Source organism: Thermosynechococcus sp. Uc, from assembly GCF_029335995.1.
In the GTDB taxonomy this organism is placed as follows: Bacteria; Cyanobacteriota; Cyanobacteriia; order Thermosynechococcales; family Thermosynechococcaceae; genus Thermosynechococcus.
The window spans coordinates 25,009-40,380 of sequence record NZ_JARJMS020000076.1 but is presented as its reverse complement, the minus strand read 5'-3'; the positions used below and the strand labels follow the sequence as shown (position 1 = coordinate 40,380).

The window sequence follows — 15,372 nt, the reverse complement described above, 5'->3', positions numbered from 1 at the left end:
CTAAGGAGTCGTCCATGACTGCCCAAGCTTTAACCGATTCTCAACCCGTTCAAACCATTGTTGATCTCGAAGCACTCATTGAGCGCGTCCAAAGGGCACAAACCCAATATGCCCAGTTTACCCAAGAGCAAGTGGATCACATTTTCCACCAAGCGGCCATGGCGGCCAACCAAGCGCGCATTCCCCTTGCCAAACAAGCCGTAGCGGAAACTGGCATGGGGGTGGTCGAAGATAAAGTCATTAAAAATCACTTTGCCTCGGAATACATCTACAACAAGTACAAACATGAGAAAACTTGCGGTGTTATTGAGGACGATCCCATTTTTGGCATCCAAAAAATTGCTGAACCCGTGGGAGTCATTGCCGGTATAGTGCCGGTTACAAATCCGACCTCGACGACCATCTTTAAGGCATTGATTGCCCTAAAAACCCGCAATGGCATTATCTTCTCGCCCCACCCCCGAGCAAAGGGCTGTACAGTTGCAGCGGCCAAGGTGGTGTTAGATGCAGCGGTAGCCGCCGGCGCACCCCCTGATATCATTGGCTGGATTGATGAGCCGACCATTGAACTCTCTCAAGCGCTGATGCAGCACCCGCAGATCAAGCTGATTCTGGCCACAGGCGGGCCAGGGATGGTGAAGGCGGCCTATTCCTCTGGTCATCCAGCGATCGGAGTTGGGGCAGGGAATACCCCTGTGCTGATTGATGCCACCGCCGACATTCCAACGGCAGTGAGTTCGATTCTCCTCAGTAAGGCCTTTGACAATGGCATGATCTGTGCTTCGGAGCAGGCGGTGATTGTGGTCGAGGAGCTCTACGATGCAGTCAAAGCCGAGTTTCAACGGCGGGGGGGCTACATTCTCACCCCTGAAGAACGGCAGCGGGTAGCGCAACTCCTCTTGAAGGAGGGTCGCCTCAATGCGGCTATTGTGGGTCAATCGGCAGCCACCATTGCTGAAATGGCCAATATCCAAGTGCCCCCAGAAACGCGGGTTTTGATTGGCGAAGTGAGTGAAGTCGGGCCGCAGGAACCATTTTCCTATGAAAAACTCTGTCCTGTGTTGGCCTTGTACCGCGCACCCCAGTTCCATAAAGGGGTAGAAATTGCGGCGCAGTTGGTCAATTTTGGCGGCATGGGGCATACCTCGGTGCTCTACACCGATCCCCGCAATCAAGATGATATTGCTTATTTTAAGTACCGCCTGCAAACGGCGCGGGTACTGATTAATACGCCTTCCTCCCAAGGGGCAATTGGGGATCTGTACAACTTCAAGTTAGATCCATCACTGACATTGGGTTGTGGTACCTGGGGCGGGAATGTCACGTCGGAAAATGTTGGCCCCCATCACTTGTTGAATATCAAAACCGTAAGCGATCGCCGGGAAAATATGCTCTGGTTCCGTGTGCCACCGAAAATTTACTTCAAACCCGGCTGCCTCCCCATTGCCCTGCGGGAGCTGGAGGGCAAAAAACGCGCCTTCCTTGTGACCGATAAGCCCCTCTTTGACCTGGGCATCACTGAGCCGATTGTGCACACCCTCGAAGAGCTGGGCATCAAACACGATATTTTCCACGAAGTGGAACCAGACCCCACCCTCAGTACGGTCAACCGAGGCCTAGAACTGCTGCGACAGTATCAGCCCGATGTCATTATTGCCGTAGGCGGTGGCTCACCCATGGATGCAGCCAAGGTCATGTGGCTGTTGTACGAGCATCCAGAGGTGGAGTTTGACGGCTTGGCCATGCGCTTTATGGATATTCGCAAGCGAGTGTATCAACTGCCCCCCCTAGGTCAAAAAGCAATCATGGTGGCGATTCCCACTACTTCAGGGACGGGTTCAGAGGTGACGCCCTTTGCAGTGGTTACCGACGATCGCGTAGGGATTAAATACCCCCTGGCGGACTATGCCCTCACCCCAACGATGGCGATTGTGGATCCTGACTTGGTGCGGCACATGCCGAAAAAACTCACAGCCTATGGCGGCATTGATGCGTTGACCCATGCTTTGGAGTCCTATGTCTCGGTGCTTGCGACGGAGTTTACTGAGGGTTTGGCGCTAGAGGCAATCAAGTTGCTCTTTACCTATCTACCCCGTGCCTATCGTTTGGGGGCAGCTGATCCAGAAGCTCGCGAAAAAGTTCACTATGCAGCAACGATCGCCGGCATGGCCTTTGCTAATGCCTTTTTGGGCGTCTGCCACTCGATGGCTCACAAACTGGGTTCCACTTTCCACCTACCCCACGGCCTTGCCAATGCCCTAATGATTTGTCACGTGATTCGCTACAATGCCACGGATGCGCCCCTGAAACAAGCAATCTTCCCGCAGTATAAATATCCTCAAGCCAAGGAACGCTATGCCCAAATTGCGGACTTCCTTGAACTGGGGGGCAGCACCCCAGAGGAAAAAGTGGAACGCCTGATTGCCGCTATTGAAGACCTGAAGGCGCAGTTAGACATTCCGGCCACCATTAAGGAAGCGCTCAACAGTGAGGATCAGGCCTTCTATGAACAGGTGCAGAGCATGGCAGAACTGGCCTTTGACGATCAGTGCACGGGGGCAAATCCCCGCTACCCGCTGATCCAAGACCTCAAGGAGTTGTATATCCTTGCGTATATGGGGTGTCGGCGGGAGGCGGCAGCCTACCATCCGACGGAAGCAACTTCGAGTTGATGTGGCGCTATCTTCCCTTCTTGGCGGCACCGGGGGCGGTGCAAATGGCAGTGGATCGGTGGTTGTGGCAATCTAGCGATCGCCCCTGCCTGCGGTTTTACACTTGGTCACCGCCCGCCATCTCCCTTGGCTATAGTCAACGGCAAATTCCTGAGCACTGGCAATGCCTCCACTGGCAGGGGCAACCTGTAGAACTCGTGCGCCGACCCACGGGGGGGCGGGCTGTTTTGCACCAAGGGGATCTCACCTACAGTCTAGTGGTGTGGGGATTGGGACAACGGCGGCGGCAGGTCTATGAACACCTGTGTCAATTCCTAAGGGTGGGGTTTGAGCGCCTAGGGTGGCCGCTTCGGTTGGGACAGGAACCCTATCCTTCCCACGCTCCCATCAATTGCTTTGCGCGGGCAACGGTGGCCGATTTGGTTTTACCTAGCGGCGAGAAAGTGATTGGCAGTGCCCAAGCCTGGCAGGGCGATCGCGTCCTTCAGCAGGGTTCAATTGTCCTTACCCCTGACCCCGATCTATGGCAACAGGTATTTGGCAGTGTTCCCCATTGCCAGTCCCTTCCCCCTCTAGAGCGGGTGCAAACGACCCTCTTAGAAGCCTTTGAGGCGCAGTGGCAAGTGAGGCTAACCCCAGAACCCTTCAGCGATCGCGAGTGGCAAGAAGTTTACACCCTATCCAACTTAAGCGGTGGCTTCTCCGCCTAAGCTATGATTGGCATGTTGTCTGGAGTACCCCCATGGCACGCTGGCTCACTGCCCTTGTTTTAGCCTTTACTCTTCTCATTACCAGTTGCGCCCCCACCTCGCCCTCTCCCTACGAGCAGGTGCAACAGGAAAGCAGCCAGCGCAATGCCCCGCCCGCCGTGAGTCGCAAAGCCACGCAAGGGAGTGAATTTAATCGCTTCTTTCCGCCGCAGGAGAATGGCTTTGAGCGCATCTATGTCCAAGAGAAAAAGGGATTTGCCGAGGCCAAGCTGAAAAAAGATGGCAAAGAACTGGCAATGCTAGCTATTTCCGATACAATTAGTACCCCTGAGGCTGCCGCTAAGTTTCAACATAGTACGCTGCAAATTGCAGGCTATCCTGCTGTAGAAGTGGGAACAACGCAAACAGCAGTTCTGGTGGCAAACCGCTATCAAGTGAAGGTACTCTCCCGTGATCCCAGTTTTACCGCCAGCGATCGCAAGGCATGGATTGAAAAATTTGATCTTGCTGGTTTAGCCCAACTTGCCCCCTAAGGAGACCACCGTGAGCGAAGCTATCTACAAAATTGTCGATCAACTGCCCACTGGGGGCATTACCGTCATGGCGCTCAAGTCTTTGGACTTTATCATTCCTGGCCAGTGGCAAAATATTGTTGGTTTCGATAACACGATCCGCCATGTAACCGGGGAAACGGATCCTGCCTTGATCCGCCAAATTGGCGATCGCGCCGTGCGGCTTTTTAATGACAAATCCCAAGGCTATCAACGGGCACTGTGGCTTTATCAAACCGTGGACAACACCGATACTCTCTTAGGGGCGGCTGCCCTGGCCAATAAAGTGGGCGAGAAAATTTCGTTCCTTGGCTTTCTAGATAAAATGACACCAAAGCCAGAGCGGGCGCAGTCTATTGACCTCAGCATTAAGCTGATTGTGGAAATTCTCGCCTTTTGTCAAATCAATGGCATTCCCGGTAACAGTCTTGGCGACTTCTTGCGTGCCCTTGCCGACTACAGTGGCGAATCCCTGATGCGCATGGCGGCGCTCATCTGCTTTGATGGCCTGATTCCCCTAGGGCCAGATTTTCTTCTGAAATGCCTAGGTACACTGCAAAGCTTGCAGCCCGGTGATCTCCAGGAAAACCCCACCTTCAGAGCAATTGGCAGTGTTGTGCCAGGGGGCAATCCCAGTGGTCAACTGGGCTTTATTCTCCAGAGTTTTAATGCTGTGCAGGGGTGGATGAATCAATTTGTCAGCGGCCATGAGTTAACGCCGCAAAAGGTCATCAATAGTCTGCAAAGCTTTATTGAACTCTCGAAGGATAACCTCGATTACTTAGGTGCTTTCCTAGACATGAGCACAAACTATTACTACCACACAGGTGTGCAAACCCTTGCTCGGCGTCTGATTGAGCGAGCTGTGGCCGAGATCTAGTTTTGACATCTTCCCCGGCCTGCAGGCCGGCGTCTCCTGCGCAAGTGGAGGACATCTCCAGCATGCGTTGAATGGGTTTAAGGGCTGCAAGGCGCACTTCCTCTGGCACTTCAATCTGGGGCTGGCGATCGCGCATACATAAATAGAGTTTCTCTAGGGTATTCAGACGCATAAAGGGACACTCATTACAATTGCAGGTCTGATCCTGAGGGGGCGCAGGAATAAAGGTTTTCTCTGGGTTGCGCCGCTGCATCTGGTGGAGAATTCCCGGCTCAGTGACAACAATAAACGTATCGTGATCTTGGCGTTGGCTGTAGTTGAGCAGAGCGGTTGTTGAACCAATAAAATCAGCATGGCGGAGCACCGCCTCTTCACATTCGGGGTGGGCAATCACCTGAGCTGTGGGGTAGGCGGCCTTGAGTTCAAGAATACGACGCTCTGAGAAGGTTTCATGGACAATGCAGCTGCCGTCCCAGAGCACCATCTGCCGCCCGGTTTGCGCCATCACATAGCGCCCAAGGTTGCGATCGGGAGCAAAAATGATGGGTTGATCGGCTGGCAACTGCTGTACAATTTTTACTGCATTAGAACTGGTGCAAATAATGTCGCTCAGGGCTTTGATTTCGGCAGTGCAGTTAATGTAGGAAATGACCAAATGATCGGGATGCTGCGCCTTAAAGGCCGCAAAGGCATCGGCAGGGCAACTATCTGCTAAGGAACAACCCGCAGCTAAATCTGGCAAGAGTACCAACTTATCGGGATTGAGAATCTTGGCCGTTTCCGCCATGAAATGCACGCCGGCAAAGACAATAACATCGGCCGCTGTGGTTGCCGCCTGCTGTGACAACCCCAAGGAGTCCCCAATGTAGTCAGCCACATCCTGAATGGCGGGATCCTGGTAGTAGTGAGCGAGAATCACTGCATTGAGTTCCCGCTTGAGGTCTTGGATGGCGGCAACTAAATCCAACGGCAGGGAGGGTTGAGGGGCAGCGAGGGTTGCAAACACAGGGCGTGGGGCTCCTTTTGCAATTTCTAGGCGGTTTCTCTATTATAGTGATTTCTACCAAAATGGTTATCACTCGCCTGCAATTGCTGCACAAGCGCACGGGCAGCGTAACTGACACCAGCTGTGCCTTCCCCCGGATGTACAGAATCTCCCACTAACCATAGGTGGGGAATAGGGGTGCGGGTTGCCAGACCAAAAGGGCCAAAGGTACTCAGGCGTTGACCAATGCCGCCAACAATGCCATCAAGGCGTGCGGTATAGCGCCAGAAGGTGCGGGGCGTAGCCGCTTCACAGTGAACTATGTGCTCAGGCCGCAGATCAAAGAATTGGCTGAGGCGCTTTAGAGCCGTTTGTGTGTATTGCGCCTTGGTGGCGGCGTAGTCTAGGTCGGGCTGACGCCAGAAGTTTGGTTCAGTAAAGCTAGAGGCAATCAGAGTTCGATAGCCGCTGGGAGCACGCCCATCCTCTGGCTGACTCACAGAAACAAACAGGGAGTTATTTTCGCCAATGGGGCCTTCAGGATCGTAGAGAAACTGCAGATGGGCAGGGCAAGCTTCGGGAATAGCGGCTTCCTTAACGCCAAGGTAAATGACAAACGCACCTGAGGCCGGCGGCAGGGTTTTCAGGCGGCGGGCATAGCCAGGGGGAATGGCATCGCCTAGGAGTTGGAGTAGGTTTTGGGCAGGGACGTTGGCCACAATGTGATCCGCTTCAACGCGCTGAAGGGTTTTTGTTTTGAGGTTTTCCACCTGCACGGCGACAGCACGCCCCCGCTCGACCTGAATGCGCCGCACTAGATGGCGGGTGTAGATTTGACCACCATCGCGCCCTAGGGCAGCGGCCAGCAGATCACTGAGAACTTGCATGCTGCCGTGGAGATGGTAGAGGCCATGGGGTTCTTGAGACAGACACAGGGCAGTGGCGGCATAGAGCAGTGCCGTCTCACTGGCATCCACTTGGGAGTAGAGCTTGAGTTGCAAATCGAGAAATTGCCGCAGCCGGCGATCGCCCCCCACCCCACAGAGAGTCATCCAATCGGTCACCGTCATCAGGCTCAAGGGCACCGTGAGGAGTGTATCCGCTCGCAGGGCTTGGAGCAGTTGCCACAGATCAAAACCGTTGCGGGGGGGCAAAATGGGCTGTCGCTGCTGGAATCGCCAACTGATGGCAAAAAGCTGTTCTAGGCCTTGCCAAAATCGCTCACTGTGGGGAAAGTGGCGTTGACGTTCCAGTTGCCAGCGATCGCGACTGCGCCAAACGTTAATAGGCGTCGTTTCCCCCGGCAAATAGACGGCACAGGCAGGGTCACAGGGGGTAGCGGGCGGCGGAGGCAGCTGCAGCGCAGCAAAAATTTCCGCATGAATTCCCCCCGGCTCTAGGCCAGCCACTTGGGTTGCGCCAACATCAAAGGTAAACCCGCGCCGCTGAAAGGTTGAGGCACAGCCCCCCAGTTGGGCTGCCTGCTCAAAAAGCTGAACGCAATAGCCGCGCTGCGCCAGCAAGGCTGCCGTTGTTAAGCCGCCAATGCCGCCACCAATGACAACAACGCGTTTGGCCATGCTGAAACCTGCAAGGGAGAGCCTATATCCCAGTGTAATAATTTTTAACGAAGAGTTACAAAATTGTTACAAGATTACCCCACCTCTAGCGCCGCCGCAACTGTAGCTGCTCATACACTTGCCGTAGGGACACGCCGTGGTAGGCAAGCGCCACTAGTGTGTGGTAAAACAAGTCCGCTACTTCACTGGCGATCGCCTGCGGAATATTGTCCTTACAGGCCATCACTACTTCTGTAGTTTCTTCCCCCAACTTCTTGAGAATTTTGTTGTCTCCGCCCGCAAGAAGGCTACAGGTGTAGGATTCGGCTTGGGGAACAGCCTGCCGCTGACAAATCACTTCGTATATTTGGGAGAGGGTATCCGCAGGGGGAGAAGCAATAGATTCTCCTTGGGAACCGTGGCGGTGAAAACAACTGCGCTCCCCTGTGTGACAGGCCACATTTCCCACCTGTTCTACACTCAGCAGTATGGCATCACTATCGCAGTCGTAGCGAATGCTTTTTACCCACTGCACATGGCCTGACGTTTCCCCCTTTGGCCACAAAGCTTGCCGTGAGCGACTCCAAAACCATGTGCGCCCAGTCTCAAGGGTTTTCTGAAGCGATTCCCGATTCATCCATGCCAGCATTAAAACTGTTCCATCCAAGTAATCTTGGACAATGGCTGGCACCAAGCCGCGCTCATCGTAGCGAATGTCATCGAGGGGTAAGCTCAAAGCAGGGGCAGACATGAGTTATCAGTAGTTCTCCAGAGGGTGACCCGGAGATCACGCCTATCACAAGCATCCCGTATTGCTGCTTCCTTCCGGACCTGACAAGGTTTAGGCGTTGTGATCGCATGATTCCGAGCCAAATTGTATCTTAGCACACGTCATCGAACGCCATAAATTGCCCTATTAGGAATCTTTATCCCTAGTTGCTTAAAGAAAGTTTATATTGGAGACGTAAGAGCGTAAGATTTGGTAATACCTATGACCCTTGCTGCACTGATGGTGACGCAGGCTGAGACTCTCCGTGGTCTCTTTCGCACGTTGACAGCAACCAGTTGTCCCTATCGCTATAACTTTCATCTCCATACCATCTGCTCCGATGGGCAACTGACACCGCAGCAAGTGGCGCAACAGGCAATGATCCATGGTCTTAAGGGCTTTGCCATTACAGACCACCACGCCCTTGAGGGATACTTCCAAGCACGCACCTATGTCGAGGCCTATCGTGGGAGCGATCGCCCCCAAGTGTACACAGGTATTGAAATTACCGCTCAGCTTCTTGGCACCGAGGTACACATCCTTGGCTATGGGTTTGACCCCCATGCGCCTGTGCTCCATCCCTATGCCATGGGAAGTGCTCCAGAGGGAGACTTGGCACAGGTAGAACGGGTGATTGCGGCACTCCATGAAGCGGGGGGCTTGGCCATTTTGGCACACCCAATGCGCTATCGCCTGCCCGCTGAACAATTGATCCCTGCCGCCGTGGCACGGGGAATTGATGGAGTTGAAACCTACTACTGTTACGGCAATCCCGACCCGTGGGAATCCACCCCAGAGGCAACGGCTTTAGTCCATGGCTTGGCCATCGAACATCAACTCCTAGAGACCTGCGGTACCGACACCCACGGCCAGAATATTCTCGTGCGGCGATGACAGGAACGGAAATTTTAATTACCGTGGGGGCGATCGCCATTAGTTGGTTTGTGCTCCACTGGCTGATCAAGGTTCTCAAAGTTACTGTCAGTACTGCGATTAAAATTGCCCTTATTGTTTTCCTGTTACAAATCTTTTTCGGGATTGGCCCTGATCGCCTCTGGCAGCAGGTACAGTTTCTATGGTTACAGGTGGCGAGCTACTTACCGGCGCCTTCTTTACCCTCCTCGCAATAGGCCGAAAATGCAGGTTTCTAAGGCTATTGACCTTTGACGGACACCTTTTGTCAGATGGCTAGGAATCCAGTAAACTGACTGGCATCAAGCTCTTTTTGCGCCAACCTCATGACCCAAGCAGCGTGGTTAGAACTGGTCAAATCCGTCAGTGAGCAGGGCATCCAGTTACCCGCCAGCGGACTCAAGATTGGCCGTGCCCCCGATAATGACATTGTCCTCAATGACATTTCTGTGTCCCGCTACCATGCTTTCTTTGGGTGGCAAGAAGGGCAAGTTCATCTGGTTGATCTTGGCAGTAAAGCGGGCACCTATCTCAATGGCCAACCAGTTGTGCCCAATACTCCCATTCCCCTCGAAGATGGCGACCTGATTACGCTGGGAAACTCTGCGGTGCGCTTTCGCCTCATCTGGCAGTACCGTGACTATCAACCCCGTGCCATCGAGACTAGCAAAGACGCTGGAGTCCCTGTGATTGAAGTGCGCACCAAAACGTGGCGACAATGTTGGGGGCTACAGGAGCAGACGGCGCTTTTGGGAACCCATCCCGCCTGCGATGTGGTGGTGGATAGCCCTGAACTCTTGCCCTGCCACTTAAAATTACGGTTTACGAATCAGCATTTGCAGGTGGTGGATCTCAGTGATCCGCAACCTGCAATGAATGTGCAGTTGGGGATAGGGGAGAGTTATGCCCTGACGGAATTTGTCACACTGACCTATGTGGGGCAACAGCTGCCCGATCAGATTGACACAGAGCGCCATGCCGTTGCCTTTAGCGCCGCGACAGAGTTGTGTTTGACCAGCACGGCAACTGTACTTGCTATTCCTGAGGCAGATGCCACACCCACTGTTCCTGTGAAGACGATTTCGCTGGCAGGATACAACACGTTCAGGATTGGCCGCGATCCAACCAATGATCTAGTGATTGAGCATCCAACGGTGTCGCGTCACCATGCCAAAATCGAGCGCCGCAATGGAGATTTCCTGCTCACCGATCTGGGGTCTAGCAATGGCACGTTTGTCAATGGCCATGAGGTGGAGGAGCCGACGCTGCTGCGGGTGGGGGATAGTATTCGCATTGGCAGCGATCGCCTAGTTCTCAATGTCGATGAAACATTGACCCAATATGCCGAATCGGGTCATTTGCGCCTTGATGCCATCAACCTTAACAAGGTGGTGGGCAAGGGAACGCAAATTCTCCACAACATTTCCCTGTCCATCCTGCCCAAGGAGTTTGTGGCCATCCTTGGTCCTAGTGGTAGCGGCAAATCGACGCTCCTTGATGCCCTCAACGGACTGTGGCCAGCCACGACGGGTACGGTACTGGTAAATGGCACAAATTTCTACCGCAACTATCAGGCTTTTCAAGCGCAATTGGGCTATGTGCCCCAGAAAAATATCATCCACGAGGAGCTGACAATTGCCCAAGCTCTGGAATATGCAGCAAAACTCCGCATGCCCCCTGATACAACCCCAGCAGAACGCCAACGGCGGGTCACAGAGGTGTTAACGGAATTGGGACTGAACCATCGTCGCCATGTACCTATTTCCCGTCTCAGTGGCGGTCAGCAGCGGCGGGTCTGTATTGGTGCCGAATTGCTCACGCAGCCCAGTCTTTTCTTCCTTGATGAGGCTACCTCTGGCTTGGATCCGGGCACCGAAGCCGACATGATGTTTTTGCTGCGGCAGTTGGCAGATCAGGGACGCACAATTCTTATGATTACCCACGCCACCCAAAATATCCGTGAGTGTGATTTGGTGATCTATCTTGTGGAGGGCGGTCGGCTCGCCTACTTTGGTCCTCCTGATCAACTGTTACCCTATTTCCGCGCTACGTTTGGCGATCGCTTTAGTGGTATCAAGCTCGAGGACTTTTCGGGCATCTACCGTGCCTTAGATAAAGAGAAAAACCCCAATGCACCGACATCTTCAGAACTAGAAGAAGCCTACCGGCGATCGCGCCTCTATCAGGAATACGTGGTCGGGCGACAGCAGGTGCTGGCTCACATGCCCGATGAACCCCAACGGCGCACCAAGGGCAAATCCCGTCGCAGCAGCGAACCCAAGTCTAAAATTTCCCCTTGGCAACAATTTCTCATTCTTACTCGCCGCAATCTGACGATTCTTGGCCAAGATCGCAGTAACCTGCTGCTGACTCTCTTAATTGCCCCCCTGTTGGGGAGTTTGAGTTTTGTCTCTTGGCGGCGGGATCTCTTCGACCCAGAAACGGGAAATGCGGGTCAAGCTCTGACAATGATTTTTGTCACTAGTCTAATTGCCGTCATGATTGGTGCTATGACAACGATGCGGGAATTGGTCAAGGAGGTGGAAGTTTATCGGCGCGAACGGATGATTGGCCTGGGGTTGTTGCCCTACATTGGCTCCAAGGTGGCGATCGCCCTTGGGCTTGCCCTTTATCAGGCGGCCACCTACCTGGCGGTAACAAAATTGGCGGTCAATTTACCGGGGGATTGGGGGATTACGTTGGCCATGTACATCACCCTTGCCCTTGCCATTTTTGGCGGCATGGCAATGGGACTCCTCGTCTCTGCCTTTGCCCCTAGTCAGAACATTGTGCCCCTACTCGTGCTGATGTTTTTAGTGCCGCAAATTATCTTTAGTGGTGGTATTCAGCCTGTTTCTTCCTTTGGGTTGCCAGGGCAGATGATTAACCATCTGACGGTGATTAAGTGGCCCTTTGAAGCCATGGTAAAGCTCACAGGTATGGGGAATGACATTGCCAATGACCCCTGTTGGCGCGAGCCAGAAGAGGAACGGCAGAAAATGACCGAGGAGATGCAACGGGATTTTTGTCTTTGCTATGGTCCTGGCCTATTCAAGACCTGCAACTTCCCCGGTATCCGCTCCAAGTATGTTCCCGAAGTGGATGAACCCGCCCCGCCTCGGCCAGCGTCTCCGGGGAATCCCCCCAGTGATCCGGCGGCGCTCCAAGACTATTTCCAACGGCTACAAGCCTACCAGGAGGCAATGGATGAGTGGGAAGTGAAATACTCCAAGTGGAATCGTCAGCGCAGTCGCGCCATCAATGAAGCGCAAGGCATCATTAGTCGCTTCCAGCGAGACCAAGGCTATATGTTTACAGTGGAAGTACAACGCCATTGGCGAGATCAAAGCATTCTCATCTTGGCAATGCTGGTAGCTTTGCCCTTTTGCCAAAAACGCCGCGACTTTAGCCGCTAAGAGACTGTCATCTTCAGGGGTGGGGTTTTGGAACAAATTTTTTGATAATGGAAAAGCTGTCCTGTTCACGCTTCCATGTCTGTCCCCAATCTCTTGCTCATTGATGGCCATTCCTTGGCCTTTCGTGCTTACTACGCCTTTAGTAAGGGGCGAGAGGGGGGCTTGCGCACCTCCACGGGGATTCCCACCAGTGTTTGTTTTGGCTTTCTTAAGACCCTGCTGGAAATTTTGGATCAGCAGCAGGCAAATCATGTAGCGATCGCCTTTGATTTGGGGGAACCCACCTTTCGCCACACAGCCGATGAAAACTACAAAGCGGGGCGGGCAGAAACACCGCAGGACTTTATTGCCGATATTGCCAATTTGCAGGCGTTGCTGCGGGCACTGCGTCTGCCTCTGTTGAGTCAGCCGGGCTATGAGGCGGACGATGTGATTGGCACTGTGGCTCATCGCCTGCGTCCCCAAGGATGGCAAATGTCCATCGTCAGTGGCGATCGCGACCTTTTTCAATTGATTGATCGCCAGGGTCAAGTACAGGTTTTGTACCTAGGGAATACCATCAGCCAGCGCAAACAGGGTCTGGAAGCCTTTGATGCCCTCAAGGTCAAAGAAAAGATAGGCGTCTGGCCAGAGCAAATTGTGGACTATAAAGCCCTCTGTGGCGATGCTAGCGATCGCATTCCCGGCATCAAGGGCATTGGCCCTAAAACAGCTGTGCAATTGCTCAATCAGTACTCTACCCTAGACGGGATCTACGCCCATATCAACGAGATTACGCCCCCAAGCCTGAGAACCAAACTCCTCAATGGAGAGGCCGAAGCCCGCCACTCCCGCAATCTTGCCCAGATTGTCTTGGATGTGCCCTTGGAACTCCCCCTAGAAGAACTGCATCTGAGTCCCTTTGATTGGCCGACGTTGGATGACCTGCTGGATCACTTGGAGTTTCGTGCCCTACGGATGCAACTTCAGGACTGGCACCTACGCTTGGGGGGCACCTTACCCGCAGCGGAGACCGAGGGCGACGAAACATGGTTTTTTGCGCCGACGGCTACTCCTGATCCGTTGCAGGTGCAACTCATTCAGACGCCAGAGCAACTGCAATGGCTAATCAGCCAATTAGAAAACTGTACAGACGTGAACCATCCCGTGGCGTGGGACACAGAAACCACGGCCTTGAATCCCCGCGATGCTACTTTAGTGGGCTTAGGTTGTTGTTGGGGCACAGCGCCTGACCAGGTGGCCTATCTGCCCTTGGGGCACAAAGAGGGTCAAAACCTGCCTCTGCAAGAGACCCTCGCTGCTTTGCGACCCCTTCTGGAGGGCGATCGCTACCCCAAAGTCTTGCAAAACGCCAAATTTGATCGCCTGGTCTTGCGGTTTCAGGGGATTCAATTAGGGGGCGTGGTGTTTGACACAATGCTGGCAAGTTATGTAATTAACCCCGAAGCCAGCCACAACCTTAAAGATCTGTGCCAGCGCTATTTGCCCCTACAGACCCAAACCTACCGCAGTCTAGTCGGCAAAAACCAAACCCTTGCGGATCTGCCCCCCGCCATTGTGGCGCAATACTGTGGCCTCGATGTGCATACCACGTATCTTCTCAAGGAAAAATTAGAGGCCGACTTGACCCCCCGCCTGCGGCAACTGCTCCTAGAGGTGGAATTGCCCCTTGAGCCGATTCTGGCGGAAATGGAAGCCACCGGGATTCGCATTGACAGTGACTATCTGCGGCAACTCTCCCAAGCCCTAGAACAACAACTGGCGCAATTGCAACAACAAGCCTGGGATGCTGTGGGGCAACCCTTTAACTTGGCCTCCCCCAAGCAACTGAGTGAGCTGCTCTTTGGCAAATTAGGGCTGGATACGAAAAAAACCCATAAAACTAAACTGGGCTATGCCACTGACGCCGCTACCCTCGAAAAACTGCGGGGAGACCACCCCGTAATTGAGCTGATTTTGAGCCATCGCACCCTTGCCAAGCTCAAATCCACCTATGTGGATGTGCTGCCAACCCTTGTGCGTCCAGACACTGGTCGCATTCACACGGACTTTAACCAAGCCGTTACAGCCACGGGGCGTCTTTCTTCCTCCAATCCCAATCTGCAAAATATCCCCATTCGCACCGAGTTTAGTCGGCAAATTCGCCGCGCCTTTATTCCAGAAGCTGGCTGGTTGATGGTGGCAGCCGATTATTCGCAAATTGAGTTGCGCATCCTTGCCCATCTCAGTCAAGAACCTGCCTTGCTGGCGGCCTATCAAAAAGGGGAAGATGTCCATCGTCTTACCGCTCAGTTTCTCTTGGAAAAAACGGAAATTAGTTCCAGTGAGCGACGTTTGGGGAAAATTATTAACTTTGGCGTCATCTACGGAATGGGAGCACAGCGATTTGCCCGCGAAGCAGGGGTGAGTGTAGCGGATGCCAAAGTCTTTATTCAGCGATTTTACGAGCGCTATCCGCGCGTTTTTGACTATTTGCGGCAAATGGAGCGCCTTGCCCTCAGCCAAGGCTATGTGGAAACCCTTTTGGGACGGCGGCGCTACTTTACATTTGAGAGTCGCGAACTGCAAGCCCTGCGGGGCAAGCCCTTGGAGGCGCTAGCCGAGGTGGATCTGAGTAAACTAAAGATGAGCAATTACGAGCGGGGACTCCTGCGGGCAGCAGCCAATGCCCCCATTCAAGGCTCCAGTGCCGATATTATCAAGTGTGCGATGGTGAAGCTGGCACCTTTGCTCTCCCCAGAGCGGGCGCGCCTATTGCTGCAAGTCCACGATGAATTGGTGTTAGAGATGACCCCTGAGGCGTGGGAGCAACTGCAAATAACCATTCCTGAGGTGATGACGACGGCGGTGCCCCTGAGTGTGCCCCTGGTAGTGGAGATTTACGCTGCTGCGAATTGGCTGGAGGCTAATTGAGTTTG

10 protein-coding genes, 1 other RNA gene and 1 pseudogene are annotated in these 15,372 nt (G+C 53.7%); 8 read left to right on the top strand and 4 right to left on the bottom strand.

All coding sequences use genetic code 11. The features are described 5' to 3' along the window. Positions 1–14: 14 nt before the first annotated feature. Genes adhE through P3X23_RS08405 form a run of 4 tightly spaced genes read left to right on the top strand, consistent with a single transcriptional unit; the run spans position 15 to position 4,813 of the window. A complete protein-coding gene (gene adhE / locus P3X23_RS08420; protein WP_300875362.1) occupies positions 15–2,672 on the top strand; it encodes a bifunctional acetaldehyde-CoA/alcohol dehydrogenase in 2,658 nt (885 codons plus the stop codon). Continuing rightward, complete coding sequence (locus P3X23_RS08415; RefSeq protein WP_300875359.1) at positions 2,672–3,382, top strand: lipoate--protein ligase family protein; 711 nt, start codon at positions 2,672–2,674, stop codon at positions 3,380–3,382. Before adhE ends, P3X23_RS08415 begins: the two co-directional genes overlap by 1 nt. 32 nt (positions 3,383–3,414) lie before the next feature. Beyond that, complete coding sequence (locus P3X23_RS08410) at positions 3,415–3,915, top strand: hypothetical protein (RefSeq protein WP_300875356.1); 501 nt, start codon at positions 3,415–3,417, stop codon at positions 3,913–3,915. A gap of 10 nt (positions 3,916–3,925) precedes the next feature. After that, the gene (locus P3X23_RS08405) at positions 3,926–4,813 is read left to right on the top strand and encodes a hypothetical protein (RefSeq protein WP_300875353.1); all 888 of its coding nucleotides are present in this window, start codon (positions 3,926–3,928) and stop codon (positions 4,811–4,813) included. 46 nt (positions 4,814–4,859) lie between these two features. On the opposite strand, the pseudogene nadA reads toward P3X23_RS08405, so the two are convergent. From nadA to ffs, 4 genes and pseudogenes are all read right to left on the bottom strand, one after another. Continuing rightward, a pseudogene (gene nadA, locus P3X23_RS08400) lies at positions 4,860–5,819 on the bottom strand (quinolinate synthase NadA); the annotation flags it as partial. A 26-nt stretch (positions 5,820–5,845) separates the two neighbouring features. Then, the gene (gene crtD / locus P3X23_RS08395) at positions 5,846–7,378 is read right to left on the bottom strand and encodes a C-3',4' desaturase CrtD (protein WP_300875350.1); all 1,533 of its coding nucleotides are present in this window, start codon (positions 7,376–7,378) and stop codon (positions 5,846–5,848) included. Between the two features lie 85 nt (positions 7,379–7,463). Then, positions 7,464–8,108 carry a bifunctional phosphoribosyl-AMP cyclohydrolase/phosphoribosyl-ATP diphosphatase HisIE gene (gene hisIE / locus P3X23_RS08390; RefSeq protein ID WP_300875347.1) on the bottom strand — a complete coding sequence of 215 codons (645 nt, stop codon included), beginning with the start codon at positions 8,106–8,108 and terminating at the stop codon, positions 7,464–7,466. A 23-nt stretch (positions 8,109–8,131) separates the two neighbouring features. Beyond that, positions 8,132–8,228: signal recognition particle sRNA small type (ffs, locus tag P3X23_RS08385), an RNA gene on the bottom strand. A 120-nt stretch (positions 8,229–8,348) separates the two neighbouring features. On the opposite strand from ffs, the gene P3X23_RS08380 reads away from it, so the two are divergent. The 4 genes from P3X23_RS08380 to polA all read left to right on the top strand — a co-directional run bounded on the left by P3X23_RS08380 (position 8,349) and on the right by polA (position 15,367). Then, entirely contained in the window at positions 8,349–9,020 is a 672-nt protein-coding gene (locus P3X23_RS08380; RefSeq protein WP_300875344.1) for a PHP domain-containing protein, read from the top strand. Next, positions 9,017–9,256 carry a hypothetical protein gene (locus P3X23_RS08375; RefSeq protein WP_300875341.1) on the top strand — a complete coding sequence of 80 codons (240 nt, stop codon included), beginning with the start codon at positions 9,017–9,019 and terminating at the stop codon, positions 9,254–9,256. The genes P3X23_RS08380 and P3X23_RS08375 overlap by 4 nt, the downstream gene beginning before the upstream one ends. Positions 9,257–9,364: 108 nt before the next feature. Further along, complete coding sequence (locus P3X23_RS08370) at positions 9,365–12,454, top strand: FHA domain-containing protein (RefSeq protein ID WP_300875338.1); 3,090 nt, start codon at positions 9,365–9,367, stop codon at positions 12,452–12,454. A gap of 75 nt (positions 12,455–12,529) precedes the next feature. Then, on the top strand, positions 12,530–15,367 hold the full coding sequence (gene polA, locus P3X23_RS08365) for a DNA polymerase I (RefSeq protein ID WP_300875335.1): 2,838 nt from the start codon (positions 12,530–12,532) through the stop codon (positions 15,365–15,367). Positions 15,368–15,372: the final 5 nt, after the last annotated feature.

Bases quoted from the DNA above. Each gene is read 5' to 3' on its own strand.
- polA (WP_300875335.1), top strand. From the start codon at position 12,530: ATGTCTGTCCCCAATCTCTTGCTCATTGATGGCCATTCCTTGGCCTTT.
- P3X23_RS08380 (WP_300875344.1), top strand. From the start codon at position 8,349: ATGACCCTTGCTGCACTGATGGTGACGCAGGCTGAGACTCTCCGTGGT.
- P3X23_RS08415 (WP_300875359.1), top strand. From the start codon at position 2,672: ATGTGGCGCTATCTTCCCTTCTTGGCGGCACCGGGGGCGGTGCAAATG.
- crtD (WP_300875350.1), bottom strand. From the start codon at position 7,378: ATGGCCAAACGCGTTGTTGTCATTGGTGGCGGCATTGGCGGCTTAACA.
- hisIE (WP_300875347.1), bottom strand. From the start codon at position 8,108: ATGTCTGCCCCTGCTTTGAGCTTACCCCTCGATGACATTCGCTACGAT.
- P3X23_RS08410 (WP_300875356.1), top strand. From the start codon at position 3,415: ATGGCACGCTGGCTCACTGCCCTTGTTTTAGCCTTTACTCTTCTCATT.
- P3X23_RS08375 (WP_300875341.1), top strand. From the start codon at position 9,017: ATGACAGGAACGGAAATTTTAATTACCGTGGGGGCGATCGCCATTAGT.
- adhE (WP_300875362.1), top strand. From the start codon at position 15: ATGACTGCCCAAGCTTTAACCGATTCTCAACCCGTTCAAACCATTGTT.
- P3X23_RS08370 (WP_300875338.1), top strand. From the start codon at position 9,365: ATGACCCAAGCAGCGTGGTTAGAACTGGTCAAATCCGTCAGTGAGCAG.